The organism is Streptomyces sp. NPDC007945, from assembly GCF_042958885.1.
Lineage (GTDB): Bacteria > Actinomycetota > Actinomycetes > Streptomycetales > Streptomycetaceae > Streptomyces.
In genome coordinates, this window is sequence record NZ_JBIBJV010000002.1 from 992,872 (window position 1) to 1,017,787 (window position 24,916).

The following is a 24,916-nucleotide window of genomic DNA, read 5'->3' on the forward strand; positions in this document are numbered from 1 at the left end:
GGAGACGCGAATGAAGCCGCCCCCCGTTCCTCCGGAGAGGAACGGGGGGCGGCTTCGGGACTGACTGCGTTCAAGCCGGAAGGGCTCAGACCGCGGCCGGGTCCTCCTCGACGAGGAGGTTGCGGGTGCGGTTGCCGTCGACCGGGATGCCGGGGCCCATCGTGGTGCTGATGGCGGCCTTCTTGATGTAGCGGCCCTTGGCGGCGGACGGCTTCAGACGGAGGATCTCCTCCAGGGCCGCGCCGTAGTTCTCCACCAGCTGCGTGTCGTCGAAGGACGTCTTGCCGATGATGAAGTGCAGGTTCGAGTGCTTGTCGACGCGGAACTCGATCTTGCCGCCCTTGATGTCGTTGACAGCCTTGGCGACATCGGGGGTGACGGTGCCGGTCTTCGGGTTCGGCATGAGACCACGCGGACCGAGCACGCGGCCGAGGCGGCCGACCTTGCCCATGAGGTCCGGGGTGGCGACCACGGCGTCGAACTCGTTCAGGCGCTGGCCCTTGGCGATCTCGTCGATCAGCTCGTCGGAGCCGACGATGTCGGCGCCCGCGGCGACCGCGGCCTCGGCACGCTCACCGGTCGCGAAGACCAGGACCCGGGCGGTCTTGCCGGTGCCGTGCGGGAGGTTGACGGTGCCACGGACCATCTGGTCGGCCTTGCGCGGGTCGACGCCCAGACGGAAGGCCACCTCGACGGTGCCGTCGAACTTGGTGGTGGAGGTCTCCTTGGCGAGACGCACGGCCTCGAGCGGGGCGTACAGCTTCTCCCGGTCGATCTTGGCGTCGGCAGCCCGGAGGGACTTGCTGCGCTTCACTTCTGCTCCTGGTGTGTTTCAGGTACGGAGTCGTGGTGCGGGCCAGCGCTTGGCCCTACCACTGAGGTCACGAGGGGGAGGTGATCAGCCCTCGACCGTGATGCCCATGGAACGGGCGGTGCCGGCGATGATCTTCGACGCGGCGTCCAGGTCGTTCGCGTTGAGGTCGGGCATCTTGGTGGTGGCGATCTCGCGGACCTGCGCCTCGGTGATCTTGGCAACCTTGGTCTTGTGCGGCTCGCCGGAGCCCTTCTCCACGCCCGCGGCCTTGAGGATCATCTTCGCGGCCGGCGGAGTCTTGGTGATGAAGGTGAAGGAACGGTCCTCGTAGACCGTGATCTCCACCGGGATCACCCAGCCACGCTGCGACTCGGTCGCGGCGTTGTAGGCCTTGCAGAACTCCATGATGTTGACGCCGTGCTGACCGAGCGCGGGGCCGACCGGCGGGGCCGGGTTGGCCGCACCGGCGTTGATCTGGAGCTTGATGAGCCCCGTGACCTTCTTCTTCTTGGGAGGCATTGCTCTCTCCGGGTCCTAGTGAGAGTTTTTCAGCCGATCCATCCGGTCATCCGGATGGAGGCATACCGCACAACGATAACGGGTATAGCCGTGCGTCCAAAAACCGAGCAGGTCAGAGGGGCTGCAGCAGCCCCTCTGACCTGTCCGGAAACTTGTGTCGTCAGTTCTTCTGGATCTGGTCGAAGCTGAGCTCGACCGGGGTCTCGCGACCGAAGATCTCGACGAGGCCCTTGACCTTCTTCGAGTCCGGGTTGATCTCGTTGATCGTGGCCTGGAGAGTGGCGAAGGGGCCGTCGGTGACGGTGACCGAGTCGCCGACCTCGAAGTCGAGGACCTGGACCTCCAGCTTGCGGGCCGGAGCCGGCTTGCCCTCGGCCTCGGCGGCCTCGCGGGCGGCCTTCTCCTCGGCCTCCGGGGCGAGCATCTTGACGATCTCGTCCAGGGTCAGCGGGTACGGGTCGTAGGCGTTGCCCACGAAGCCGGTGACGCCGGGCGTGTTGCGGACGACGCCCCAGGACTCGTTCGTCAGGTCCATGCGGACGAGGACGTAGCCCGGAAGCTTGTTCTGCTTGACGTTCTTCCGCTCGCCGCCCTTGATCTGGACGATCTCTTCCTCGGGCACCTCGGCCTGGTAGATGAAGTCCTCGACGTTGAGCGAGACGGCGCGCTGCTCCAGGTTGGCCTTCACGCGCTTCTCGTAGCCCGCGTAGGTGTGGATGACGTACCACTCGCCGGGCAGGGTGCGCAGCTCCTCGCGGAGGGCGGCGACGGGGTCGACGGGGGCGGCCGGCTCGGCCTCCTCCTCGGTCTCGACCTCGGCGTCGGACTCAGCCTCGACGTCGTCCTCGGCCTCGTCGTCCGCGGAGTCGTCGGCGTCCTCGTCCACGGACTCCTCGTCCGCTTCCTCGGTGTCGTCCGCGTCGTCCGCGTCGTCCTCGACGTCGCCCGCGGCGGCGTCCGCAGCCTCGACCAGGTCCTCGTCCTCGTCGGCGGCCTCGACGATGTCCAGCTCGTCCTCGACGGGCTCGGACTCGAAGGCGTCGTTCAGGTTCGCGTCAGACACGGTGGCTGCTTCTTCCTGCGATACAGATGGGGTGGAACAAAAAGTCAGCCGAAGACGTACTTGACTGCTTCCTGGAAGCCCAAGTCAATCACGGTCACCAGGCCGATCATCACGACCACGAAGACGATGACGACCGTGGTGTACGAGGTGAGCTGACTACGTGTCGGCCAGACGACCTTGCGGAGCTCGGCGACGATCTGCCGGTAGAAGACGGCGAGACGGCCCAGGGGGCCCTTCTTCCCGCGCTTGCCGCCCTTGCGGCCCTTCTTCGACTCGGAAGCGTCTTCGGCATCAGGCATGTCGATGGAGCCAACGGCGTCCGTCACGATCTCTCACCTGATTCCGGGTCGTGGCCGTGCCGCGCCCGGGTGGAGCCGCACGACAATGCAATGAAGACGTACATGCGCACACAGCCTGGCGGTGTGTGTAGCAGGGCCGGAGGGACTTGAACCCCCAACCGCCGGTTTTGGAGACCGGTGCTCTACCAATTGAGCTACGACCCTTTGCGGTGTCCCCCAACCTACCCCATGTGTGGTGGGGTGGCTGCGGGCCAACGAGGAGTGAGTGTACGTGGTCTTGGGGCCTCACGTCGAACAGGAACCGCGCCGACCTGCCGGAGGGCCTCTCCGCGACCGGTATCGACCGCTCCTGTCCGCTCCCTGAAACCTGTGTGCCGGGCCGGGAAACGGTCTGGGACGATGGCCGCATGAGCGCTGCTACCCCTCCCACCGAGCGTCGGGTCTCCGCCCGGATCGGTGCGATCTCCGAGTCCGCCACCCTCGCCGTCGACGCCAAGGCCAAGGCCCTCAAGGCCGCCGGGCGCCCGGTGATCGGTTTCGGCGCCGGAGAGCCCGACTTCCCGACCCCGGACTACATCGTCGACGCGGCCGTCGAGGCCTGCAAGAACCCGAAGTTCCACCGCTACACGCCGGCCGGCGGCCTGCCCGAGCTGAAGGCCGCGATCGCCGCCAAGACGCTCCGCGACTCCGGCTACGAGGTGGACCCCTCCCAGGTCCTGGTGACCAACGGCGGCAAGCAGGCGATCTACGAGGCCTTCGCCGCGATCCTCGACCCGGGCGACGAGGTCATCGTCCCGGCGCCGTACTGGACCACCTACCCGGAGTCGATCCGCCTCGCCGGCGGCGTCCCGGTGGAGGTCGTCGCGGACGAGACCACCGGCTACCGCGTCTCGGTGGAGCAGCTGGAGGCGGCCCGCACGGAGCGGACGAAGGTCGTCCTCTTCGTCTCCCCGTCGAACCCGACCGGCGCCGTCTACAGCGAGGCCGAGACCGAGGCCATCGGCCGCTGGGCCGTCGAGCACGGCCTGTGGGTCCTCACCGACGAGATCTACGAGCACCTGGTGTACGGCGGTGCCACCGCCGCGTCCCTGCCGGCGGTCCTGCCGGAGCTGCGCGACAAGTGCATCGTCGTCAACGGCGTCGCGAAGACGTACGCGATGACCGGCTGGCGCGTGGGGTGGATCATCGGCCCGAAGGACGTCGTGAAGGCCGCGACCAACCTGCAGTCGCACGCCACCTCCAACGTCTCCAACGTGGCCCAGGTGGCCGCGCTCGCCGCCGTCTCCGGGAACCTGGACGCCGTCGAGGAGATGGGCCGGGCCTTCGACCGCCGCCGCCAGACCATCGTGCGGATGCTCAACGAGATCGAGGGCCTCGTCTGCCCGACGCCGGAGGGCGCGTTCTACGTGTACCCGTCGGTGAAGGGGCTGCTCGGCAAGGAGATCCGCGGCAAGCGCCCGCAGACCTCCGTCGAGCTGGCCGCGCTGATCCTGGACGAGGCCGAGGTCGCGGTCGTCCCGGGCGAGGCCTTCGGCACCCCCGGCTACCTGCGCCTGTCGTACGCGCTCGGCGACGAGGACCTGGTGGAGGGCGTGTCCCGCATGCAGAAGCTGCTGGCCGAGGCCCGCGACTGACCTGGCCGGACCGTACGGGACGGGCCCCGGTTCCCTCGGAACCGGGGCCCGTTTCTGCGTTCGGGCGGGTATCGATCGGGGAATCGCCGTGCGTACCGCCATTCGGGTAAGGCAGGATCGGCCGATGGAGCACCCTTCCCGCGACCTCAGCACCCTGCCCAAGGCCCACCTGCACCTGCACTTCACCGGTTCGATGCGGCCCTCGACCCTCCTCGAACTGGCCGACAAGTACGGAGTGCACCTCCCGGAGGCGTTGAAGGGCGGCGCGCCCCCGCAGCTGCGGGCGACCGACGAACGCGGCTGGTTCCGCTTCCAGCGCCTGTACGACATCGCCCGCTCCTGCCTGCGGTCCCCCGAGGACATCCAGCGGCTGGTGCGGGAGGCGGCGCAGGAGGACGTCCGGGACGGTTCCGGGTGGCTGGAGATCCAGGTCGACCCGACCTCGTACGCTCCGCACCTGGGCGGGCTCATCCCGGCCCTGGAGATCATCCTGGACGCGGTCGACGCGGCCTCCCGGGAGACCGGGCTCGGGATGCGGGTCCTGGTCGCCGCGAACCGCATGAAGCACCCGCTGGAGGCCCGCACGCTGGCCCGGCTCGCGGTGCGGTACGCGGACCGGGGCGTGGTCGGCTTCGGGCTCTCCAACGACGAGCGCCGGGGCATGGCCCGCGACTTCGACCGGGCCTTCGCGATCGCCCGCGAGGGCGGCCTCCTGGCGGCCCCGCACGGCGGCGAGCTGGCCGGTCCCTCCTCCGTCCGCGACTGCCTGGACGACCTGCGGGCCTCCCGCGTCGGGCACGGCGTGCGGGCGGCGGAGGACGAGCGCCTGCTGCGCAAGCTCGTGGAGCGGGGCGTGACCTGCGAGGTCTGTCCCGCCTCCAACGTGGCCCTGGGCGTGTACGAGAAGCACGAGGACGTCCCCCTGCGCACCCTCTTCGAGGCGGGCGTGCCGCTGGCCCTCGGCGCCGACGACCCGCTCCTCTTCGGCTCCCGCCTGGCCGCCCAGTACGAGCTCGCCCGGCGCCACCACGGCTTCACCGACGCGGAGCTGGCGGAGCTGGCCCGCCAGTCGGTCCGCGGCTCCGCGGCCCCCGAGGGCGTCCGGAAGTCGCTCTTGGCGGGGATCGACGACTGGCTGGCTAGCTGAGCCCGCGCATCAGGGTGCGGGCGATCCCGCGAGCGAAGTCCTCGACGGGCGGGGGCCCCTCCCCCTCGGGCAGCGAGTCGTAGGCGAAGGCCCGCTGGGCGCAGGCGCCGAGGAGGAGGGCGGCGGCGGCCCGCGGGTCGGCGTCGGGGCCGATGCGGCCGTGCAGCTGCTCGGCCCGCAGATAGGCGGTGAGGCCCTCGATCGGCCGGTGCGCGCCGGCGCCGAGCTCGCGGATGGCGGCGTCGTGGCGGGCCTTGAGCCGTGGTTCGGCGTAGAGCGAGGCGGCGATCGGGAAGGTCTGCTCGTAGAAGCGGGCGGCCTGCCGGGCGATCTCGGTGAGGTTCTCCTCGACCGTGCGCCCGCCGGGGTCGACGGCGAGCGTCTCCAGGAGGCCGCCGAGCCGCGGGAGCCGTTCCGTGAGGACGGTGAGGAAGAGCTGCTCCTTGCTCGCGAAGTGCTTGTAGAGGGCGGCCTCCGAGCAGCCCGCGGCCCGGGCGATCTCCTTGGTGGTGGTGCGGGCGAGCCCCACGGTGCCCATGAGGTCGCGCGCGGCGTCGACGATCCGGACCCGGGTCGGCCTCTGTTCCATGCATCCTCCACTCGCTCTTGACGCGTAGGTGAGTATCCACCCACCCTGAGGTGAGTGAGTACTCACTTACCAGTGGAGGAGGGCGTCATGAAGCTCACTGTCTTCGGTGCGACCGGTGGGGTCGGCCGGGAGGTCGTCCGGCAGGCGCTGGACGCGGGTCACGAGGTGACGGCGGTCGTCCGGGACCCCGCGCGGTTCGCCGTCACCGGCGAGCGCCTGGAGGTCTTCCGCAGCGACCTCGCGGACGCCGACGCCCTGCGCGGCGCGGTGGCGGGCCGAGACGCGGTCCTCTCGGCCCTGGGCGCCCGCAACCGCGCGGACGCGGCCTCGGGGGTGGCGGCCCGGCTCACGCGGCCGGTGCTCGCGGCGATGCACGCGGAGGGCGTGCGGCGGCTCGTCGTGGTCAGCGCGGCCCCCGTGGGACCGGCCGCCGAGGGGGACGGCCTCCTGGACAGGGCCGTCCTGGCGGTGGTCGGCAAGGTCTTCGAGGACGTCTACGCCGACCTGCGGGTCATGGAGTCCGAGCTGGCGGCGAGCGCCGCCGACTGGACCTCGGTCCGGCCGCCGAAGCTGACGGACCGGCCGGTCACCGGCCGCTACCGCAGGGTCGTGGGCGGCACCCCGACGCGGGGCCGCACGCTGGCCCGCGCGGACGTGGCCCACGCGATGCTGGCGGTCCTCGCCGACCCGTCGACGGTCCGCCGCGGCGTGGGCGTCGCCTACTAGGGCCTGTCGTCGAACTCCCGGCGTCGCCCGGAGGGCGGCCCCGCGGCGTCAGGTGCGTGCTCCCGGCGTGCCGGGCGCCAGGCCTCGTACGGGACCGTACTCGGCCTTGTGCCCGGTGCGGCGAGAGTGCGTGCACGGCGTCGTGGGGCAGGCGGGAGTTCGACGACAGGACCCAGGCGCCGCCGCGCGAGGACCGGCGAGTCGTCCTAGAGCTCCACGCCGACCGTCACCGGTTCGTTGACGAGGGTGATGCCGAAGGCGGCGCGGACGCCGGCGACGACCTCCCGGGCGAGGGCCAGGAGGTCCTCGGTGGTGGCCTCGCCGCGGTTCGTCAGGGCGAGGGTGTGCTTGGTGGAGATGCGGGCGGGGCCGGAGCCGTACCCCTTGGTGAAGCCCGCCTTGTCGATGAGCCAGGCGGCGGAGGTCTTGGTGCGGCCCTCTCCGGCCGGGTAGGCGGGCGCGGTGGCGTCGGGACCGAGGCGCTCGGCCACGCGCGCGAGGAAGGCCTCGTACTCCTCCGCCGTGAGGATCGGGTTGGTGAAGAAGGAACCGGCGGACCAGGTGTCATGGTCCTCGGGGTCGAGGACCATGCCCTTGCCGGCGCGGAGCCCGAGGACGGTCTCCCGCGCGCGGGCGAGCGGGACGCGGTCGCCGGCCTCGACGCCGAGGGCGCGGGCGGTCTCCGGGTACGCGATCGGGGCGGAGAGCCCGCCGGCGTCCTCCAGCGCGAAGCGGACCCGCAGCACGACGTACCGCTCGGGGTGCTCCTTGAAGAGGCTGTGCCGGTAGGAGAAGGCGCACTCGGCGTTCGTGAGGGTGACGGTCTCGTCGGCCCGGCGGTCGTAGGCGACGACCTCGCTGATGGTGGCGGAGACGTCCTGCCCGTACGCGCCGACGTTCTGGATCGGGGTGGCGCCGGCCGAGCCGGGGATGCCGGCCAGGCACTCGACGCCTGCGAGCCCGGCCTCCACGGTCCGGGCGACCGCGTCCGTCCACACCTCGCCCGCGGCGAGCTCCAGGCGGGTCCCGTCGAGGGAGAAGCCGGTGGTGGCGATGTGCAGCGCGGTGCCCTCGAAGCCCTTGTCGCCGATGACCAGGTTGGAGCCGCCGCCGATGACGAGCAGCGGGGTCCCGGTCGCGTCGGCCTCGCGGACCGCGGCGATCACCTCGTCGTCGGTGGTGGCCGTGACGAGCCGGGTGGCGGGGCCGCCGAGCCGGAAGGTGGTCAGGGGGGCGAGGGGGGCGTCCTTGAGCTGCTGCACGGGCTCAAGGGTACTCACGTGAGTGCCTCCGCCCCCCTGACGTACGGGCCGTCAGGCCAGGCGGACGACCGCCCGGCTCATGCCCAGGACCTTCTGGCCGGCGCTGGTGGCCGTGAGGTCCACCCGCACCTGCCGGTCGTCCAGCTTGGCGGCGACCTTCGCGGAGACCTCGATCACGGCGCCGACGCCGTCGTCCGGGACGACGACGGGCTTGGTGAAGCGGACGCCGTACTCGACGACGGCGGCGGGGTCGCCGGCCCAGTCGGTGACGACGCGGATCGCCTCGGCCATGGTGAACATGCCGTGGGCGATGACGTCGGGGAGGCCGACCTCCACCGCGAACTTCTCGTTCCAGTGGATGGGGTTGAAGTCCCCGGAGGCGCCGGCGTACCGGACGAGGGTGGCGCGGGTCACGGGGAAGGTCCCGGCCGGCAGCTCGGTGCCGACCTCGACCTCGTCGTAGGCGATCTTCGCGGTCATGGTCAGGCCTCCTCGGGGGCGCGGGAGACGAGCTTGGTCCAGGCGGTGACGACGTGCTCGCCGGTCTCGTCGTGGACCTCGCCGCGGATGTCCAGGATGTCGTTGCCGGCCAGCGACTTGATCGCCTCGATGGTGGAGGTGACCGAGAGGCGGTCGCCGGCGCGGACGGGCCGGGTGTAGGAGAACTTCTGGTCGCCGTGGACGACGCGGCTGTAGTCGAGGCCGAGCTGCGGGTCCTCGATGACCTGGCCGGCGGCCTTGAACGTGATCGCGAACACGAAGGTCGGCGGCGCGATCACATCGGGGTGGCCGAGTTCCTTGGCCGCTTCCGCGTCGGTGTACGCGGGATTCGCGTCGCCGATCGCCTCGGCGAATTCGCGGATCTTCTCGCGGCCGACCTCGTAGGCCGGGGTGGGCGGATAGGTCCGGCCCACGAAGGACTGGTCGAGCGCCATGGCCTCGATACCTCCTGCTGGATCTGTTGCGAAAAACGCCACGAGGCCGCCCCCTGAGAGGGGGGCGGCCTCGTGAACGAGCCTGGTTAGCGCGTCTCGCGGTGCGCGGTGTGCGAGTTGCAGCGGGGGCAGTGCTTCTTCATCTCAAGACGGTCCGGGTTGTTGCGCCGGTTCTTCTTGGTGATGTAGTTCCGCTCCTTGCACTCCACGCAGGCCAGCGTGATCTTCGGGCGGACGTCGGTGGCAGCCACGTGAGTGCTCCTTGACGGACGGATTGGGATGGGTATGGTCTCCCCCCACACCGAAACGTGGGGGACATGAAAGAGTAGCCGATCGCAGGACCGACCCCGCAATCGGCTACTGTGTGTAGCGGTGACCGGACTTGAACCGGTGACACAGCGATTATGAGCCGCTTGCTCTACCGACTGAGCTACACCGCTTTGATGTCGGTCCTCCCGCCCGAAGGCGGGATTCCCTTCACCAGAGCCCCAATACGGAATCGAACCGTAGACCTTCTCCTTACCATGGAGACGCTCTGCCGACTGAGCTATTGGGGCGAGCGAGGAAGACATTACACGGTCCTCGGCCCATCACCCAAATCCGTTTCCCCTGGCCGTCCGGGAGGGGCCCGCACCCGCCCCGTACGCCACTCGTGGACTCATCGGTACGACTATTGCGCTCCTCCTCGAAGGCGGCCGCGCCCGCCCCTAGGCTCTGCACCCACGCTGCGTGATCACGATCTTGGTGACTTGGTGAGGAGCCCGATGTCGGCCGACAGCAAGCAGCCCCGTCCGCCTTCCGACGACGCGGGCGACGCGGCGACCGAGGACGCTAGCTCGCTCCTGCTGGCGAACGCCCGGCTGACCGACGGGCGGACCGTGGACGTGCGCCTCGTCCGCGGCCGGATCGAGGCCGTCGGCACCGCGGGCAGCCTGAACACGGCGGGAACCCGGGTGGACCTGGGCGGCTATCTGCTGCTGCCGGCGCCGGCCGAACCGCACGCCCACGCCGACACCGCCCTCTCCGCCGACACCGCCGGCCCGGTCTCGTACGCCCCCGAGGAGGTGCAGCGACGGGCCACCGAGGCGGCGCTGCTCCAGCTCGGGCACGGGGCGACCGCGCTGCGGGCGCACGTGCGGATCGGCGACGTGCACGCGCTCGGCCCCCTGGAGGCCGTGCTCCAGGCGCGGCGGTCGCTGCGCGGCCTGGCGGACCTCTCGGCGGTGGCGGTGCCCCGGCTGCTGACCGGGGCGGCGGGCGCGGACGGGCTTGCGCTGCTGCGGGACGCGGTGAAGATGGGCGCCGGGGTGGTGGGCGGCTGCCCCGACCTGGACCCGGACCCGGCGGGGTACGTGGAGGCGGTCCTGGAGGTGGCGGCCGAGCACGGGGTGCCGGTGGACCTGCACACGGACGGGGACGACCCGGCGCGGCTCGCCCGTCTCGCGGCGATGGCTGGCGGGCTGCGGCCCGGGGTGGCGATCGGCCCGTGCGCGGGGCTCGCGCGGCTGCCGGAGGGCGTGGCGGGCCGGGCGGCGGACCGGCTCGCGGCGGCCGGCGTGACGGTGACGTGCCTGCCGCAGGGCGGCTGCGCGGGGACCGAGCGGCGGGGTACGGCCCCGGTGCGGCTGCTGCGGTCCGCGGGGGTGCGGCTCGCGGCGGGCGGCGGGGCGCTGCGGGACGCGGCGAACCCGGTGGGGCGCGGCGACCCGCTGGAGGCGGCCTTCCTGCTGGCCTCGCTGGAGGGCCTGGAGCCGGCGGAGGCGTACGGGGCGGTGAGTTCCCGGGCGCGGGAGGCGATGGGCCTTCCGGAGGTGCGGGTGGAGGCGGGTTTCCCGGCGGAGCTGCTCGCGGTGCGGGGCGAACGGCTCGCGGGCGTGCTGTCGCTGGCGTACAGCCGGATCGTGGTGCACCGGGGGCGGGTGGTGGCGCGGACGAGCGCGGTGCGGGAGTACTGCGACTCGGCGGCGGCGCTGGACCTGCCGCGGCAGGCGCGCACGGATCCGGGAGGCCCGGCGGCCCGCTGAGTCGTACGGTCGGAACATGCGCATCGTCATCGCTGGAGGACACGGTCGGATCGCCCTGCGCCTGGAGCGGCTGCTCTCGGCGGGCGGACACGAGGCGGTCGGGCTGATCCGCCGCCCGGAGCAGGCGGAGGACCTGCGGACGGCGGGGGCCGAGCCCGTCGTGCTCGATCTGGAGTCGGCGTCGGTGGAGGAGGTCGCGGAGGTCCTGCGGGGCGCGGACGCGGCCGTCTTCGCGGCGGGCGCGGGCCCGGACAGCGGGGCGGCCCGCAAGGACACGGTGGACCGGGACGCGGCGGTCCTGTTCGCGGACGCGGCGGAGCGGGCGGGCGTCCGGCGCTTCGTGATCGTCTCGTCGATGGGCGCGGACGCCGGGCACGAGGGGGACGAGGTCTTCGACGTCTACCTGCGGGCGAAGGGCGCGGCGGACGACGCGATCCGGTCCCGTCCGGGTCTGGACTGGACCGTGCTGCGCCCCGGCGTGCTGACGGACGACGCAGCTCGGGGCCTGGTGCGCCTGGAGGCCCGCACGGGCCGCGGGCCGGTTCCCCGGGACGACGTGGCGGCGGTCCTGGCCGAGCTGGTGGACTCCCCCGGCACGGCCGGCCTGACCTTGGAACTGGTCTCGGGCTCGACTCCGGTCGTGGTCGCGGTGAAGGACGTGGCCGGCAACTGACCCGCCGTCCCCTGTCCCCTCCCCGGAATCGACTCCGGGGAGCCCGGACAGCGTTGCGTAGTTGACCAGCCCGATGCGAATCTTGCTCGCCATGGTGCCCCGGATCCCCTCGTCGACCCCTCGTACGGCGAACGCGGCCGAGTCGGGGTCGCCGAGCATGTACCTGATCGGTACGAAAGCCCGAGTGGACCAGGACGTCGGAGTGCCGCCGGGCGCCGGCGTAGAGCTGCGGCCAGAGCCGGCTCGGTACGACGGAACGATGCTGGTAGAGCTGGACCAGCTCGGCACTGCCCGCCTGAGTGACTTCGGCTGACGTCCGCTCCTCCGGCCAGATGTAGGACACCTCGCACGGAAGGAGCGATGCCGTCGCTACGTGTAGCTGCGGTTCGGCTGGCGCTTGGGGTTGTTGATCCAGCGCTCCACCGTCTTGGCCGACACCCCGAGCCGCTCGCCTACCTCGTCCAGGGTCATGCCCCGCCAGAAGGCCGTACCCCGCGCCCTCCACACCTGGGACTTCAACGGGAACCGGTGGAAAGAGGAGACGCCGGCCGACCTGGCTGCGCTCCTCGCCTGGGTCGAGCGAGAGTCCGTCCCCACCTCGCAGCTCCGACCTGATGCTCGTCCGTCAGGCCCTCGACGCCTGCGCTTGACGGCTGGCCGGGAAGGCATCGCCCGGCTCGGTCATCGCCCGGCAGCGCCATCTTCTATCAGACCCTTGGTATCGCCGTGGACCCCGAGCTGCTGGGTGAGAACCCCATGGCAACGCTGAAGTGGAAGGCGCCTGAGCGGGTGGAGGACGAAGTCGACCCGAGGCCGTGCCCGACCCGGTGCGTGCCGCCGCGCTCCTCACCGCCGTCGGCCGGCAAGGGATTCGGCGGGCGCGACACCCTGGCCGCATCTTCGGGCGCCTGTATTACGCCGGCGCCCGCCCGGCGAACTGGGCGGGCGCCGGCTCCAGGGCTTCGTCCTGCCCCGGCGTGGGTGGGGCCTCGTTCGTCTCCAGGAGAGCCCTACGCGGTCCGGGAGCTCCTGGACGGACAGCGGCGGGGCCCATGACCGGCAAGGCCTGAAGCACCGGACGCGGAAGGCCGTCCGACCCGTTCCGATCCCACCCGGGCTGTTGCAATGCCGCGCTAGCCCCTCACCCTGTACGGGACTCACGCGGACGGCCGGACCTTACGCACCGCCCGCGGCGGGATGGTGCAGGAGAGCGGATACGGGGAGGTCTGTGCGAGCGCGCGGCAGGAAGCGCAGAGCCCGTCCGAGCAGGAATCGGAAGCCGGCCAAGCGACCGTTTGACCTTCGCCGCGTGGCCGTCTCGACATGGCTCAGCTCTGGTGTCGAGCCGCAGCTGGCGCCCACCGAGCCGGCCACTCGTTCGCCATGCTGTTCCGGGTCTACGCCACGTCCCTGGAGGGCGGAGATGAGGCCACGAATGCCAAGATCTCCGCTCGACTCGCCAGGGTGTAACCAAGCGCTCGGAAGGACCTGGGCGTCCCTGGCGTACCCAAGTGCGCCGGGGACGCCTCCGCGCTGCACCACTCAAACGGGCACAGCGATCGGATCCCGCTCCGATGCATCGACCTCATCCGCAGAAAAAAGGCCCCAGTGGTCCAGCTTTTCAAGCATTTCATCGGTCGGGGCAGGCCAACCGAACGCAGCGCTCAAGATATGCATTCCCAGGCGCGGCGGCACCGCATTCCCGATTTGCTGTCCGACATCACGGCCACGCCACGGGTAGTCTTTCGGGAAGGTCTGCAGGCGACCGGCTTCTTGTGGTTCGAAACGCTCACGGTCATTCCCCGCCGAGTCCACGACTCGGTTGCGCGAGATCTTTCCGGTCACGGTCGCAGAAGGCTCAGACGAACGACGACGGCCGCGCGCTTTAGGGTCGCCTCCCGTCCCATAGTTGGAGATGACCTCAAAGGCATAATCTCGATCCAGGACATCGCCCATCGTGCGCCACGGAGCCAGAGTTTGCTCCCCCGCCTCACGGGGGATCCCCTTGCGGTAGCTTCGATGCGTCTCACTCGGAAGCGAAATCTCGACGTCTCCCCAGCGCGCAAGAAGAACTGCCCGCTTACGGGTCTGAGGGACCCCGTACGACTCGGTCCGGAGCACACCGCAAACAGCGGAGTACCCCTCGCCCCGCAACGCCTCTGCGTACGCCTCCCACACGGGAAGGACAGCCGGCACCTGCTCCAACACGATCGCTCGATACGGCTTGCCGAGTTCATCAATTGCTTCAAGAGCCCAACGAAGTGGCTCAAGCACCAGGCCTGTGCGCTCGTCATCAAGCTTCATGAGGTCCTGAGCGATCTCACTTCGATCCTCACGAGCCACCATGCGCTTCACGAACTCAAGTACGACGTCAAGATCCCTGCGTCCGACGCCGGAGCCGGCAACCGTGAAGGTCTGGCAGGGCGGCCCGCCCGCGAGGACATCGGCTTCCGGGAAGTCGGCCGGGCCGTACTTCCGGACATCGCCCTCGACCGTCTCCAACGTAGCCGCCCGCCGCGTGGTGCAGGCCGATGCGTCCCACTCGATACCCACCGTGGGCACACCGAGCTTCTCCGCGGCCACGTCCATCCCGCCGGGGCCAGCGAACAAGTCCACAATCTTGGCGGGCTGCACGTGGTCTCCAGTCATCGTTTCAAGGTCAACACTGCACCGTCGGCGGCGCTTGCTCACGAACGCTTCCTCCACCGACGGCGACCATGCAGCGTACCTTGCAGCACCGACAAAGGAGGGTTGTCGCGAGGATGGCAGCTACGGTCCAACCTATGTGTCAGCGGTCGGCCTGCCCGCCGGATGACACAGATCACCTGGTCCGCTGCGGCAGCCGTCACCCACGAAGATCCAATTCCAGCTCCGGATTGAGCAGCTCGTCCTTGGGTGATCCTCCCATCAGTGAATGACGGCCTGCGTGACACTGCGAGCAGAGAGTGACGAGGTTCGCTTCATCGTTATTCCCTCCCTGATGGACAGGAAGAATGTGATGGACCTGCAGAACGGCGCCCTCTGCAGGGGAATTTCCACAGTCCTGGCACTTCTTTTCGTCCCGCTCAAGGATCTTGTATCGAAGCTTGATCGCCTCACGAACTCGCGGGGGCCGCTTATCCAACGTCGGCATCCGGTAAGAGCCCGGCGGGAGAGAAGGGTCATCGATGTTGGAGTCGATGTGCCACCCTTCCTCTTCGAGTTCACGGATCCGTCGAGGAAACTCCTTGATCTGTGAGACGTAGGCAAGCTGTTCCTTGTCGGCCGGACGGGGCGAGATCTCCTTGAAGTAATACAGAAGGCGAGCTTTCCCAGACTCCGGCTTCCCGTTCTCCTTTTTTAGACCACGAGCCCTCTTTGCGATCCTCCACCCCTCCGCAAGGTCCTTGTCCGTCTCGTCGGAGGTAAGTTTGTAGTGGTCGTAGTCCATGTCTTCGCGAGTGACACCGGACTCGATGGGCCACCCGTGCTCAACACGCAGTTCGCGAACTCGTCGCGCCCATTCATTGATGCCCGCCACGCCGGCCAGGGCGGCTCCCGGCACCGACTCTCCGACGTGGTTTCGCAAGTACATGAGTATGGCCGCCTGGGCCGATCTGATGCCCATGCCCTTGTTGACGTGGGAGAGCCGATCGCGCATCGCGGCAGCGTGCACCCCCAGCTCGGCCGCCGACTCCAGCCAAGAGTCCTGTTCGAGCTCGGCACCCTGAAGCCTGCCCAGTACCTCCTGGTACTTCTTCAGCTTGAGCTCAACGCTCGCCAGGATCGACTCAGGGTCCTCGCCCAACCTCGTCGCCACGATTCCCTCCCCAGACTTCGTGATCACCCCAGGAGGCTAGCCGGAGCCCGGCGCCCCGCCGAGACCCGTCTCAGCCGACGCTCTCACGATGCCGCCGCCGGCCAGTCTCGTCCTCGCTCCGTCCACACGCGCTAGAGGGCGAGGTGAGCTGAGACACACCGAGGCGGGGGGCGTGTAAGCCCCCGACGCAAGAGGCCCCCTGATCTGCGTTTCCGCAGATCAGGGGGCCTCTCTCCAACGTGGCGGCGCCAGGATTCGAACCTGGGTAGGCTAAGCCGACGGATTTACAGTCCGCTCCCATTGGCCACTCGGGCACACCGCCATGGGATCCGTCGCCGTGGTTTCCCGCTTTTCGGCGGTGCTCCGTGGCAACGACGTAAACAATACCTGATCCCCGGGGGTGGTCCGCCACCGGATTGATCAGCGGTTCGGGTGCCGGGTCACCCCCTAGGCTTTGGGGGTACCCCACAGCATCCGAGCAAGGAGCCACGAGTCATGGCCGACTCCAGTTTCGACATCGTCTCCAAGGTCGAGCGGCAGGAGGTCGACAACGCCCTCAACCAGGCCGTGAAGGAGATCTCCCAGCGTTACGACTTCAAGGGAACCAACGCCTCGATCTCCTGGTCCGGCGAGAAGATCCTGATGCAGGCGAACGGCGAGGAGCGCGTGATGGCGATCCTCGACATCTTCCAGTCCAAGCTGATCAAGCGGGGCATCTCGCTCAAGTCGCTGGACGTCGAGGGCGAGCCGCAGCTGTCCGGCAAGGAGTACAAGCTCTTCGCGTCGGTCACCGAGGGCATCTCGCAGGAGAACGCGAAGAAGGTCGCGAAGACCATCCGCGACGAGGGCCCCAAGGGCGTCAAGGCGCAGGTGCAGGGCGACGAGCTGCGGGTCAGCTCGAAGAGCCGGGACGACCTCCAGGCCGTGCAGGCGCTGCTCAAGGGCAAGGACTTCGACTTCGCGATCCAGTTCGTCAACTACCGGTAAGTCCATGTCCGAAAGCCGCCGGTCCATGGGCCGGCGGGGCTCGCACACTGGAGTCATGGACGACATCACCGTGTACGCGTACGCCGGCGGCCCCCTGGGCGAGATGCTGCTGACCGGGCAGGTCTCGACGGGGGGCCGTCTCGCGCTGCGGTCGCTCTCGCTGCCGGAGCAGAAGGGGGCGGTCGCGGTCGGCGCCGGCTGGGTGCGCGACCAGGAGGCCTTCGCGGAGGTCACGGCGCAGCTGGAGGAGTACTTCGCCGGGCGGCGGGAGCGGTTCGAGGTGCCGCTGGCCGCGGACGCCGGGACGGAGTTCCAGCGGCGGGTCTGGGCGGCCCTGGAGGAGATCCCGTACGGGGCGACCGTCGGCTACGGGGAGATCGGGCGGCGGGTCGGGGCCGGCGGCGCCGGGGTGCGGGCGGTGGGCACGGCGATCGGGCGCAACCCGCTGCTCGTGGTGCGGCCCTGCCACCGGGTGATCGGCGCGGACGGGAGCCTGCGCGGGTACGCGGCCGGGATCGAGCGGAAGCGGGCGCTGCTCGCGCTGGAGGGGGCCCTCGGGTGACCGAGGGGCTGTTTCCGCGCGAGCGGGCCGAGATCGCGCCGGGGGCGGTGCACGTGCCGGGCTGGCTGAGCGTCGAGCGGCAGCGCGAGCTGGTCGCCGCCTGCCGGGAGTTCGGGCGCGGGCCGCTGACGTACCGCCACACCGTCCTGCCCGGCGGGGGCGTGATGTCGGTGCGGTCGCTGTGCCTGGGCCGGCAGTGGGTGCCGTACCGGTATCTCGACGCCGTCGCCGTCGAACTGCCGGAGTGGCTGGTCGCCCTGGGGCGGGCGGCGGTGGCCGAGGCGTACGGGGACGACGGCGATTTCGCGCCGGACACCGCGCTGGTGAACTTCTACGGGGACGGCGCCCGGATGGGGATGCACCGGGACAAGGAGGAGCGGTCCGGGGCGCCGGTGGTGTCGCTGAGCCTCGGGGACCGCTGCGTCTTCCGGCTGGGCAACGCCGAGGGGCGCGGGCGCCCGTGGAACGATGTGGAACTGGCGTCCGGGGACCTGTTCGTCTTCGGCCGGGAATCGCGCTGGGTGTACCACGGTGTGCCGAGGGTGTTCCCCGGCACCGCCGACCCGTCGCTCGGGCTCACCGGGCGGCTCAACCTCACTCTGCGGGAGACAGGTCGCTCGTGAGCGCACCACTGCGCCGGTCCCTCGGCGTCCTCGACGCCGTCGTCATCGGGCTCGGCGCCATGATCGGCGCCGGGATCTTCGTCGCCCTCGGCCCCGCGGCCGACGCGGCCGGCACCTCCGCCGGGCTGCTCGTCGCGCTGGCGCTCGCCGCGGTCGTCGCGTACTGCAACGCGATGGCCTCGGCCCGGCTCGCCGCCCTCCACCCCGAGTCCGGCGGCACCTATGTGTACGGTCGCGAACGGCTCGGTCCGTTCTGGGGGTATCTGGCCGGCTGGGCCTTCGTGGTGGGCAAGACGGCCTCCTGCGCGGCGATGGCGCTGACCGTCGGCGCCTATCTGTGGCCGGACCAGGCGCACGCGGTGGCGGTGGCCGCCGTGGTGGCCCTGACCGCCGTCAACTACGGGGGTGTTCAGAAGTCGGCGCTGCTGGCGCGGGTGATCGCGGCGGGGGTGCTCGCGGTGCTCGCGGCGGTCGTCACGGCCTCCTTCGCGGGCGCCCCCGACGGGCGCTTCGGGCTCGACGGAGAAGTGACCGCGGGTGGGGTGCTCCAGGCCGCGGGTTTGCTCTTCTTCGCGTTCGCGGGGTACGCGCGGATCGCCACGCTCGGCGAGGAGGTGCGCGATCCGGCCCGGACGATCCCCCGGGCGGTGCCGCTCGCGCTCGGCATCGCGCTCGGCGTGTACGCGCTGGTCGCGGTGGGCGTGCTGCTGGTCCTCGGGCCGCTCGCGCTGGCCGACTCGGCCGCCCCGCTCGCCGACGCGGTGAGGGCGGCGGGCTCCTCCTGGCTGGTGCCGGTGGTGACGGTCGGCGCGGCCGTGGCGGCGCTCGGCTCGCTGCTCTCGCTGATCCTCGGGGTGTCCCGGACGACGCTGGCGATGGCCAGGGACGGCTATCTGCCGGCCGGGCTCGCCGCGGTGCACCCCCGCTTCCGGGTGCCGCACCGGGCGGAGCTCGCGGTGGGCGCGGTGGTGGCCGTGGCGGCGGCGACGGCGGACGTGCGGGGCGCGATCGGCTTCTCGTCGTTCGGCGTGCTCGTCTACTACGGGATCGCGAACGCCTCGGCGTGGACGCTGGGCCGCCGGGACCGGTTCCTGGCGGTGCTGGGGCTCGCCGGGTGCGCGGCGCTGGCGGGGGCGCTGCCGCTGGGGTCGGGCCTGGCCGGGTCCGGGGTGCTGGCGGCGGGTGTGGTGGCGTACGCGGTCAGTCGAGGACGACCCGGACTCCCGCGGCCCTGAGGCCGTCGACCCATTCCTGGAAGGTGGCGGGGCGGGGGTCGGCGAGGAGCGGGGTGACACCGAGGCAGGCGCGGGCGATGTCGGCGTGCCGCCAGATCAGGGTGCAGCCGGAGAGCTCCTCGCCGAGGGCGCGGGGGGAGCCGAAGGGGTAGGCGAGGCCGGGGCCGTGGACGGCCTCGGTGAGGGCGCAGACGAAGCCGTCCTCGTCGGTGACACCGCGGCCGTCGAGGGTGTACGTGGCGCCGGGGACGGGTTCCGGCAGGTCGTACGAGCGGAGGGCGGCCTGGCGCCGCCAGGCCGCGCGGGCCGCGCCGGTGAAGCGGCGCCAGGTGCCGGGCTCGGCGGGGGTCCGGTGGTCGTGGAAGAGGTCCCAGACCTCGCGGGTGGGCGGCGGGACGAGGCCGGTGCGGGGGAAGGCCACGGTGAGGTCGAGCAGGCCGTGGTGGTCGCGGGCGGTGTCCCAGCCGGTGACAGGGCCCGCCTCGCCCTCGTGCTGGAGGTTCCCGCTGCGGCGGAGGACCTGGTAGCGCACATCTCCGAGGTCCCGGGGGCCGGTGGCGAGGGCGTCGCGGAGCGCGCCGCGCGGGGAGCAGCCGAGGAAGGTGACCGGGGTGCGGGAGGGGTCGCGGCCGGGGAGCGGGATGAGGTGGGCGCAGGGGACGGCGCCGGTGGTGCCGCCGGGGAGGCGGCGCGGCGGGCCGGCCGCCTCGATGCTGACGACGTCGCCGCGGGCGCCGAGGACGCGGACGGCCTCGAAGCGCCAGGGGCCGTCGGCGGTCTCGACGTCGAGGGTGCCGAGGGGCGCGGTGCCCTCGACGATCGCCCGGGTGACGGCCCGGGCGAGTTCGCCGCGCGGTTCGCAGCCGCGCAGTTCGTGGCGGACGCGGGGGTGCGGGGCGGGGTCGCCGTAGAGGCCGTCGACGTCGTGGCAGAGGGCCAGGACGTGGGAGCCGGAGAGGAGCGCGTAGCGGGGTTGGTGCACGGTCAGAAGCCGGCGCGGGCGGGGCCGTACGCCTGGTCGGTGGGGACGATGTCCTTGCCGAGGGGCAGCAGCGAGACGGGGATGAGCTTGAAGTTCGCGATGCCGAGCGGGATGCCGATGATCGTGACGCAGAGCGCGAGGCCGGTGACGATGTGGCCGAGGGCGAGCCACCAGCCGGCGAGGACCAGCCACAGGACGTTGCCGACGCAGGAGGCGGCGCCGGCGCCGGGCTTGTCGACGACGGTGCGGCCGAAGGGCCAGAGGGCGTAGAGGCCGACGCGGAAGGCGGCGAGGCCGAAGGGGATGCCGATGATCGTGACGCAGAGGAGGAGGCCGGCGGCGAGGTAGCCGAGGAACAGCCAGAAGCCGGACAGGACGAGCCATATGACGTTGAGGACGGTCTTCACGGGCGGGGTCCTGCCATCTCTTCGAGCCGGGCGATCCGCTCGGCCATGGGCGGGTGGGTCGAGAACATCTTGGAGAGTCCCCTACCCGGGCGGAAGGGGTTCGCGATCATCATGTGGCTCGCTGTCTCGATGCGCGGTTCGGGCGGCAGCGGGAGCTGCTTGGTGCCGGCTTCGAGCTTCCTGAGGGCGTCGGCGAGGGCGAGCGGGTCGCCGGTGAGCTGGGCGCCGGAGGCGTCGGCCTCGTACTCGCGGGAGCGGGAGATGGCCAGCTGGATGATGGAGGCGGCGATCGGGCCGAGGACGAGGACGAGCAGGTAGCCGAGGAGGCCGGGGCCCTCGTCGTCGCTGGAGCGGCCGACGGGGATCAGCCAGGCGAAGTTGACGAGGAACATCACGACGGAGGCGAGGGCTCCGGCGACCGAGGAGATGAGGATGTCCCGGTTGTAGACGTGGCTCAGCTCGTGGCCGATGACGCCGCGGAGTTCGCGCTCGTCGAGGAGGGCGAGGATGCCCTCGGTGCAGCAGACGGCGGCGTTGCGCGGGTTGCGGCCGGTGGCGAAGGCGTTCGGCGCCTGGGTCGGCGAGATGTAGAGGCGCGGCATCGGCTGGCGGGCCTGGGTGGAGAGCTCCCGGACCATCCGGTAGAGCGCGGGGGCCTCGAATTCGCTGACCGGGCGGGCGCGCATGGCCCGCAGCGCCAGCTTGTCGCTGTTCCAGTACGCGTACGCGTTGGTGCCGATCGCGACGACGAGTCCGACGATCAGGCCCGTACGGCCGAAGAAGCTGCCGATGACGATGATGAGGGCGGAGAGCCCTCCGAGGAGTACGGCGGTCCTCAGCCCGTTGTGCCGGCGGTGCACGGTACGCCCTCCAAGTGGTGCGGCAGGGGAACCCTTTGCTTCGTGATCCACGCGTCCAGTGGACCCTCACGTACTGGTCAACGCCAGGCGGGAGGCTGCGGTTCCCCCGGCCGCACCGGGGAGGGGCTGGGCCGTCCGGGTGATCCCGGCCGTCAGCGCGGGGCGGGGAGCTTGTCGGGGGCGCCCGGGGCGAGCCCCGTCGCGGCGAGGGCGTCGGCGACCGGCTCGACGTCGCTGGTGCAGTGGGCGCAGCGGGAGGCGATGGCGGGGATCTCCGCGTAGCAGCGGGGGCAGTCGCGCTTCTCCGACTTGGGGTCGGCGGCCTCCTCCTTCGCGAACCGCTCCTGGACCTTCGCCATGGGGACGACGAAGAGGAAGTAGAGGACGAGGGCGGTGATGACGAAGGCGATGGTGGCGGCGATGGCGAGGCCGTACGGGAAGACGGTCTTGCCGACGCTGAACTTCGCCTCGCTGAAGTCGCCGACGGAGCCGGTGGCGAGGCCGATGAGCGGGGTGATGAACGCCTTGCTGAAGCCGGTGACGACGGCGGTGAAGGCGGAGCCGACGGCGAGGCCGATGGCGAGCGAGACGACGTTCCCGCGGAGGATGAAGTCCTTGAATCCGTTCAGCACGGGGTGTTGCTCCTGGACGGGGGTGTGGGGGGTCAGAAGAGGCTGGTGGTCGCGAAGTGGAGGACGAACTGCGGGTAGCCCGACAGGACGGCTCCGACGACGGCGGTCAGCGCGATCGCCAGGGTGACGGGCGCGGGGGCCCGGTGCGCGGCCTTCTCGGGCCGCTCCGGGGCGTGCTCCGGCGTGCGGAACAGCAGGGCCGTCCACCGCAGGTAGTAGGCGAGGCCGATGACGACGTTGACGGCCATGACGACGGCCAGCCAGCCGAGGCCCGCGTCGACGGCCGACGAGAAGACGGTCACCTTGGCGAAGAGGCCGATGATACCCGGGGGCAGACCGGCCAGGTTCAGGAGGAAGAAGGCGAGCGCGAGGGCGGCGGCGGGGCTGCCGGCGTACAGGCCGGCGTGGTCGGTGATCCGCTTGCCGGGGTGCGTACGGGCGACGAGGGCGACGACCGCGAAGGCGCCGAGGTTCACGGCGGCGTACATGAGGGCGTACGCGACGGTGGCGCCGACCTGCTCGTCGCTGGAGTACGCGGCGGCTCCTATCGGCACCAGGAGGTAGCCGGCCTGGGCGACGGACGACCAGGCGAGCAGCCGGACGGCGCTCCGTTCGCGGGTGGGGTCCTGGCGGAGGGCGGCGACGTTGCCGGCCGTCATGGTGACGGCCGCGAGGACCGCCGTGGCCGGGCCCCAGACGTCGGCGTACGAGGGGAAGGCGACGACCGTCACCAGGATGAGGCCGGTGAGGCCGACGGCCTTGCCGACGACCGACAGGTAGGCGGCGACGGGGAGCGGGGCGCCGCTGTAGGTGTCGGGGACCCAGAAGTGGAAGGGGACCGCGGCGACCTTGAAGGCGAAGCCGACGAGGGTGAGGGCGACGCCGGTCTGCACGAGGGTGTGGAAGGGGCCGGGGACCTCGTCGAGGCGGGCGGCGATCTCGGTGAGGTGGAGGGTGCCGGTGGCCGCGTAGACGAAGCTCACGCCGAGGAGGGTGACGGCGGTGGCGGTCACCGAGGAGAGGAAGAACTTGAGGGCGGCCTCGCCGGAGCGGCGGTCGCCGCGCTTGAGGCCGACGAGCGCGAAGGCGGGCAGCGAGGCCACCTCCAGGGCGACCACGAGGGTGGCGAGGTCGCGGGCGGCGGGCAGCAGGGCGGCGCCCGCGGCGGAGGACAGCAGCAGGAACCAGTACTCGCCGGCCGGCAGCTTCTCGCGGGTGGCGGGCAGCGAGAGCAGGGCGGTGACCAGGGCGCCGCCGAGCACCAGGAGCTGGATGACCAGGGTGAAGTGGTCGGCGGTGTAGCTGCAGCCGGTCGTCTGGACGTGGCCGGCGGTCCGGGCGCCGGGGGTGAGGCAGAAGGTGGCGCGGTCGCCGGCGCGCAGCGGCAGGAGCAGGAGGAGGGCGGCCGCGAGGCCGGCGAGGGAGATCCACCCGAGGAGCTGCTTGCGCCCGGCGGGCACGAAGAGGTCGGCGACGAGGACGCCGAGGGCGACCAGGGCGGTGAGGGTGGGGGGCGCGATCGTCGCCCAGTCGACGGACTGGACGAGCGAGGCGTCGGCGGTCATCACTGGGTGCCTCCGGCGAGGAGCTGCTGGACGGCCGGGTCGGTGAGGCCGAGGAGGACCGCGGGCCAGAGTCCGGCGAGGACGGTGAGGGCGGCGAGCGGCGTCCAGGCGGCCAGCTCGTACGCCCGGACGTCGGCGAGCTCGGGTTCGCCGGCCGGGCGCGGACCGCCCATGCAGACGCGGCGCACCACGATCAGCAGGTACGCGGCGGTGAGCAGGGTGCCGAGGCCGCCGAGCGCCATGAAGACGAGGTACGCGGGGCGGTTGAGCCCGTCGGCGGGGTCGAAGGCGGCGAAGAGGGCGAGCATCTCGCCCCAGAAGCCGGCCAGGCCCGGCAGGCCGAGGGAGGCGACGGCGGCGAAGGCGAGGAGGGCGCCGAGGCGGGGGGCGCGGCCGTAGAGGGCGGCGCCGGTGGCCCCGGCGAGGGTGTCGAGGTCGGCGGTGCCGTACCGGTCCTTCACGGCGCCGACGAGGAAGAACAGCAGGCCGGTGATGAGGCCGTGGGCGATGTTGGCGAAGAGCGCGCCGTTGACGCCGGTGGGGGTCAGGGTGGCGATGCCGAGGAGGACGAAGCCCATGTGGCCGACGGAGGAGTACGCGATCAGCCGCTTGAGGTCGCCCTTGGCGCCGCGCCGCGCGAGGGCGAGGCAGGCGAGGGAGCCGTAGACGATGCCGGCGGCGGCGAAGGCGGCCAGGTAGGGCGCGAGGGTGTGCATGCCGTCGGGGGCGATGGGCAGCGCGATGCGGACGAAGCCGTACGTGCCCATCTTGAGGAGCACGCCGGCGAGGAGGACCGAGCCGACCGTGGGGGCGGCGGTGTGGGCGTCCGGCAGCCAGGAGTGCAGCGGCCACATCGGGGTCTTCACGGCGAGCCCGAGGCCGATCGCGAGGACGGCGGTGACCTGCACCGACGTGGTCAGTCCGCGGCCGTTGTCGGCGGCGAGCGCCACCATGTCGAAGGTGCCGCCCTTGATCCCGACGAGGAGCAGGCCGAGCAGCATGACGACGGAGCCGAGCAGCGTGTAGAGGATGAACTTCCCGGCGGCGGCCCGGCGGCCCTCGCCGCCCCAGCGGGCGATGAGGAAGTACATCGGGATCAGGACCGTCTCGAACGCGAGGAAGAAGAGGACCAGGTCGAGGACGGCGAAGGTGGCGAGGGTGCCGGCCTCCAGGACCAGCAGCAGCGCGACGAAGGCCTTCGGGGACGGGCCCGTGGGCGGCTTGAAGTACGAGTACAGCGCGCAGAGGAAGGTCAGCAGCGCGGTCAGGACCAGGAGGGGGAGCGAGATGCCGTCGACGCCGAGGTGGATCCGCACGTCGAGGGCCCGGATCCAGCTGACGTCGGTGGTCGCCTGCATCCTCGACGGGTCGTCGTGGTCGAAGCCGGCGGTGAGGGCGAGCGCGGCGAGGAGGATCGCGCCGGTGACGGTGACGCCGTGGCGGAGCACCGCCTGGTCGGGTGACTTCCCCTTCAGTCCGGGCGGGGCGGGCAGGAGCGCGGCGGCGGCGCCGAGGAGCGGCGCGACGACGAGGAACGCGAGGAGGAACTGCATCACGGACGGGCTGATATCGATCACGG

At 71.3% G+C, this 24,916-nt stretch carries 27 protein-coding genes and 4 tRNA genes; 9 read left to right on the forward strand and 22 right to left on the reverse strand.

Going from position 1 to position 24,916, the window contains the following annotated elements; translation table 11 throughout:
- Positions 1-85: 85 nt before the first annotated feature.
- From rplA to ACFZCF_RS09890, 5 genes are all read right to left on the reverse strand, one after another.
- Complete coding sequence (rplA, locus tag ACFZCF_RS09870; RefSeq protein WP_169088411.1) at positions 86-814, reverse strand: 50S ribosomal protein L1; 729 nt, start codon at positions 812-814, stop codon at positions 86-88.
- Positions 815-898: 84 nt separating this feature from the next.
- Positions 899-1,333, reverse strand: a complete 435-nt coding sequence (gene rplK / locus ACFZCF_RS09875) for a 50S ribosomal protein L11 (RefSeq protein ID WP_030494213.1) — start codon at positions 1,331-1,333, stop codon at positions 899-901.
- Positions 1,334-1,493: 160 nt separating this feature from the next.
- Positions 1,494-2,396 (reverse strand): transcription termination/antitermination protein NusG, encoded by a 903-nt coding sequence (gene nusG / locus ACFZCF_RS09880; RefSeq protein ID WP_391285751.1) that lies wholly within the window; start codon positions 2,394-2,396, stop codon positions 1,494-1,496.
- Positions 2,397-2,440: 44 nt separating this feature from the next.
- On the reverse strand, positions 2,441-2,722 hold the full coding sequence (gene secE / locus ACFZCF_RS09885; RefSeq protein ID WP_391285753.1) for a preprotein translocase subunit SecE: 282 nt from the start codon (positions 2,720-2,722) through the stop codon (positions 2,441-2,443).
- A 104-nt stretch (positions 2,723-2,826) separates the two neighbouring features.
- Positions 2,827-2,899 (reverse strand) — tRNA-Trp (locus tag ACFZCF_RS09890).
- 203 nt (positions 2,900-3,102) lie between these two features.
- Here ACFZCF_RS09890 and ACFZCF_RS09895 point away from each other — a divergent pair.
- Positions 3,103-4,329 carry a pyridoxal phosphate-dependent aminotransferase gene (locus ACFZCF_RS09895; RefSeq protein WP_388437726.1) on the forward strand — a complete coding sequence of 409 codons (1,227 nt, stop codon included), beginning with the start codon at positions 3,103-3,105 and terminating at the stop codon, positions 4,327-4,329.
- 124 nt (positions 4,330-4,453) lie between these two features.
- Entirely contained in the window at positions 4,454-5,476 is a 1,023-nt protein-coding gene (locus ACFZCF_RS09900; protein ID WP_388437729.1) for an adenosine deaminase, read from the forward strand.
- On the opposite strand, the gene ACFZCF_RS09905 is transcribed toward ACFZCF_RS09900, so the two are convergent.
- Positions 5,469-6,065 carry a TetR/AcrR family transcriptional regulator gene (locus ACFZCF_RS09905; protein ID WP_388437731.1) on the reverse strand — a complete coding sequence of 199 codons (597 nt, stop codon included), beginning with the start codon at positions 6,063-6,065 and terminating at the stop codon, positions 5,469-5,471. The two genes, ACFZCF_RS09900 and ACFZCF_RS09905, sit on opposite strands and share 8 nt — an antisense overlap.
- Before the next feature lie 87 nt (positions 6,066-6,152).
- On the opposite strand from ACFZCF_RS09905, the gene ACFZCF_RS09910 reads away from it, so the two are divergent.
- Positions 6,153-6,791 (forward strand): NAD(P)H-binding protein, encoded by a 639-nt coding sequence (locus ACFZCF_RS09910; protein ID WP_391285756.1) that lies wholly within the window; start codon positions 6,153-6,155, stop codon positions 6,789-6,791.
- Positions 6,792-6,997: 206 nt separating this feature from the next.
- Here ACFZCF_RS09910 and ACFZCF_RS09915 read toward each other — a convergent pair whose 3' ends face one another.
- From ACFZCF_RS09915 to ACFZCF_RS09940, 6 genes are all read right to left on the reverse strand, one after another.
- Positions 6,998-8,071: a UDP-N-acetylmuramate dehydrogenase gene (locus ACFZCF_RS09915; RefSeq protein ID WP_391285758.1), complete on the reverse strand. Its 1,074-nt coding sequence runs from the start codon at positions 8,069-8,071 to the stop codon at positions 6,998-7,000.
- A gap of 33 nt (positions 8,072-8,104) precedes the next feature.
- Positions 8,105-8,533 (reverse strand): MaoC/PaaZ C-terminal domain-containing protein, encoded by a 429-nt coding sequence (locus ACFZCF_RS09920; RefSeq protein WP_391285760.1) that lies wholly within the window; start codon positions 8,531-8,533, stop codon positions 8,105-8,107.
- 2 nt (positions 8,534-8,535) lie between these two features.
- The gene (locus tag ACFZCF_RS09925) at positions 8,536-8,988 is read right to left on the reverse strand and encodes a MaoC family dehydratase N-terminal domain-containing protein (protein WP_388437744.1); all 453 of its coding nucleotides are present in this window, start codon (positions 8,986-8,988) and stop codon (positions 8,536-8,538) included.
- A gap of 86 nt (positions 8,989-9,074) precedes the next feature.
- Positions 9,075-9,239, reverse strand: coding sequence for a 50S ribosomal protein L33 (gene rpmG / locus ACFZCF_RS09930; RefSeq protein WP_003956487.1), 165 nt, complete (start codon positions 9,237-9,239; stop codon positions 9,075-9,077).
- A gap of 116 nt (positions 9,240-9,355) precedes the next feature.
- Positions 9,356-9,428, reverse strand: a tRNA-Met gene (locus ACFZCF_RS09935).
- A 44-nt stretch (positions 9,429-9,472) separates the two neighbouring features.
- Positions 9,473-9,545 (reverse strand) — tRNA-Thr (locus tag ACFZCF_RS09940).
- Between the two features lie 207 nt (positions 9,546-9,752).
- On the opposite strand from ACFZCF_RS09940, the gene ACFZCF_RS09945 reads away from it, so the two are divergent.
- Positions 9,753-11,012 carry an amidohydrolase family protein gene (locus tag ACFZCF_RS09945; RefSeq protein ID WP_391285762.1) on the forward strand — a complete coding sequence of 420 codons (1,260 nt, stop codon included), beginning with the start codon at positions 9,753-9,755 and terminating at the stop codon, positions 11,010-11,012.
- A 16-nt stretch (positions 11,013-11,028) separates the two neighbouring features.
- Positions 11,029-11,685, forward strand: a complete 657-nt coding sequence (locus ACFZCF_RS09950; RefSeq protein ID WP_391285764.1) for an NAD(P)H-binding protein — start codon at positions 11,029-11,031, stop codon at positions 11,683-11,685.
- Between the two features lie 369 nt (positions 11,686-12,054).
- Here the strand turns inward: ACFZCF_RS09950 and ACFZCF_RS09955 are convergent, their stop codons facing one another.
- The 4 genes from ACFZCF_RS09955 to ACFZCF_RS09970 all read right to left on the reverse strand — a co-directional run bounded on the left by ACFZCF_RS09955 (position 12,055) and on the right by ACFZCF_RS09970 (position 15,806).
- Entirely contained in the window at positions 12,055-12,204 is a 150-nt protein-coding gene (locus ACFZCF_RS09955; RefSeq protein WP_391285766.1) for a helix-turn-helix domain-containing protein, read from the reverse strand.
- A gap of 1,023 nt (positions 12,205-13,227) precedes the next feature.
- Positions 13,228-14,376, reverse strand: a complete 1,149-nt coding sequence (locus tag ACFZCF_RS09960) for a DNA cytosine methyltransferase (protein WP_391285767.1) — start codon at positions 14,374-14,376, stop codon at positions 13,228-13,230.
- 154 nt (positions 14,377-14,530) lie between these two features.
- A complete protein-coding gene (locus tag ACFZCF_RS09965) occupies positions 14,531-15,511 on the reverse strand; it encodes an HNH endonuclease (RefSeq protein WP_391285769.1) in 981 nt (326 codons plus the stop codon).
- 213 nt (positions 15,512-15,724) lie between these two features.
- Positions 15,725-15,806, reverse strand: a tRNA-Tyr gene (locus ACFZCF_RS09970).
- A 173-nt stretch (positions 15,807-15,979) separates the two neighbouring features.
- Here ACFZCF_RS09970 and ACFZCF_RS09975 point away from each other — a divergent pair.
- Genes ACFZCF_RS09975 through ACFZCF_RS09990 form a run of 4 tightly spaced genes read left to right on the forward strand, consistent with a single transcriptional unit; the run spans position 15,980 to position 18,891 of the window.
- The gene (locus tag ACFZCF_RS09975; protein ID WP_031009290.1) at positions 15,980-16,471 is read left to right on the forward strand and encodes a YajQ family cyclic di-GMP-binding protein; all 492 of its coding nucleotides are present in this window, start codon (positions 15,980-15,982) and stop codon (positions 16,469-16,471) included.
- Between the two features lie 55 nt (positions 16,472-16,526).
- The gene (locus ACFZCF_RS09980) at positions 16,527-17,033 is read left to right on the forward strand and encodes a methylated-DNA--[protein]-cysteine S-methyltransferase (RefSeq protein ID WP_388437753.1); all 507 of its coding nucleotides are present in this window, start codon (positions 16,527-16,529) and stop codon (positions 17,031-17,033) included.
- The gene (locus ACFZCF_RS09985) at positions 17,030-17,656 is read left to right on the forward strand and encodes an alpha-ketoglutarate-dependent dioxygenase AlkB (protein ID WP_391285771.1); all 627 of its coding nucleotides are present in this window, start codon (positions 17,030-17,032) and stop codon (positions 17,654-17,656) included. Before ACFZCF_RS09980 ends, ACFZCF_RS09985 begins: the two co-directional genes overlap by 4 nt.
- A complete protein-coding gene (locus ACFZCF_RS09990; RefSeq protein ID WP_391285773.1) occupies positions 17,653-18,891 on the forward strand; it encodes an amino acid permease in 1,239 nt (412 codons plus the stop codon). Before ACFZCF_RS09985 ends, ACFZCF_RS09990 begins: the two co-directional genes overlap by 4 nt.
- Here ACFZCF_RS09990 and ACFZCF_RS09995 read toward each other — a convergent pair.
- From ACFZCF_RS09995 to ACFZCF_RS10020, 6 genes are all read right to left on the reverse strand, one after another.
- Positions 18,857-19,873 carry a hypothetical protein gene (locus ACFZCF_RS09995; protein WP_388437763.1) on the reverse strand — a complete coding sequence of 339 codons (1,017 nt, stop codon included), beginning with the start codon at positions 19,871-19,873 and terminating at the stop codon, positions 18,857-18,859. The genes ACFZCF_RS09990 and ACFZCF_RS09995 overlap by 35 nt on opposite strands.
- 2 nt (positions 19,874-19,875) lie before the next feature.
- The gene (locus tag ACFZCF_RS10000; RefSeq protein WP_388437766.1) at positions 19,876-20,280 is read right to left on the reverse strand and encodes a YccF domain-containing protein; all 405 of its coding nucleotides are present in this window, start codon (positions 20,278-20,280) and stop codon (positions 19,876-19,878) included.
- Positions 20,277-21,140: a zinc metalloprotease HtpX gene (htpX, locus tag ACFZCF_RS10005; RefSeq protein WP_388437769.1), complete on the reverse strand. Its 864-nt coding sequence runs from the start codon at positions 21,138-21,140 to the stop codon at positions 20,277-20,279. The genes ACFZCF_RS10000 and htpX overlap by 4 nt, the downstream gene beginning before the upstream one ends.
- A 152-nt stretch (positions 21,141-21,292) precedes the next feature.
- Positions 21,293-21,772: a large conductance mechanosensitive channel protein MscL gene (gene mscL, locus ACFZCF_RS10010; RefSeq protein WP_388437772.1), complete on the reverse strand. Its 480-nt coding sequence runs from the start codon at positions 21,770-21,772 to the stop codon at positions 21,293-21,295.
- Between the two features lie 32 nt (positions 21,773-21,804).
- On the reverse strand, positions 21,805-23,337 hold the full coding sequence (locus ACFZCF_RS10015; protein ID WP_388437775.1) for an NADH-quinone oxidoreductase subunit N: 1,533 nt from the start codon (positions 23,335-23,337) through the stop codon (positions 21,805-21,807).
- Entirely contained in the window at positions 23,337-24,914 is a 1,578-nt protein-coding gene (locus tag ACFZCF_RS10020; RefSeq protein WP_388437778.1) for a NuoM family protein, read from the reverse strand. Before ACFZCF_RS10020 ends, ACFZCF_RS10015 begins: the two co-directional genes overlap by 1 nt.
- Between the last annotated feature and the right edge of the window lie 2 nt (positions 24,915-24,916).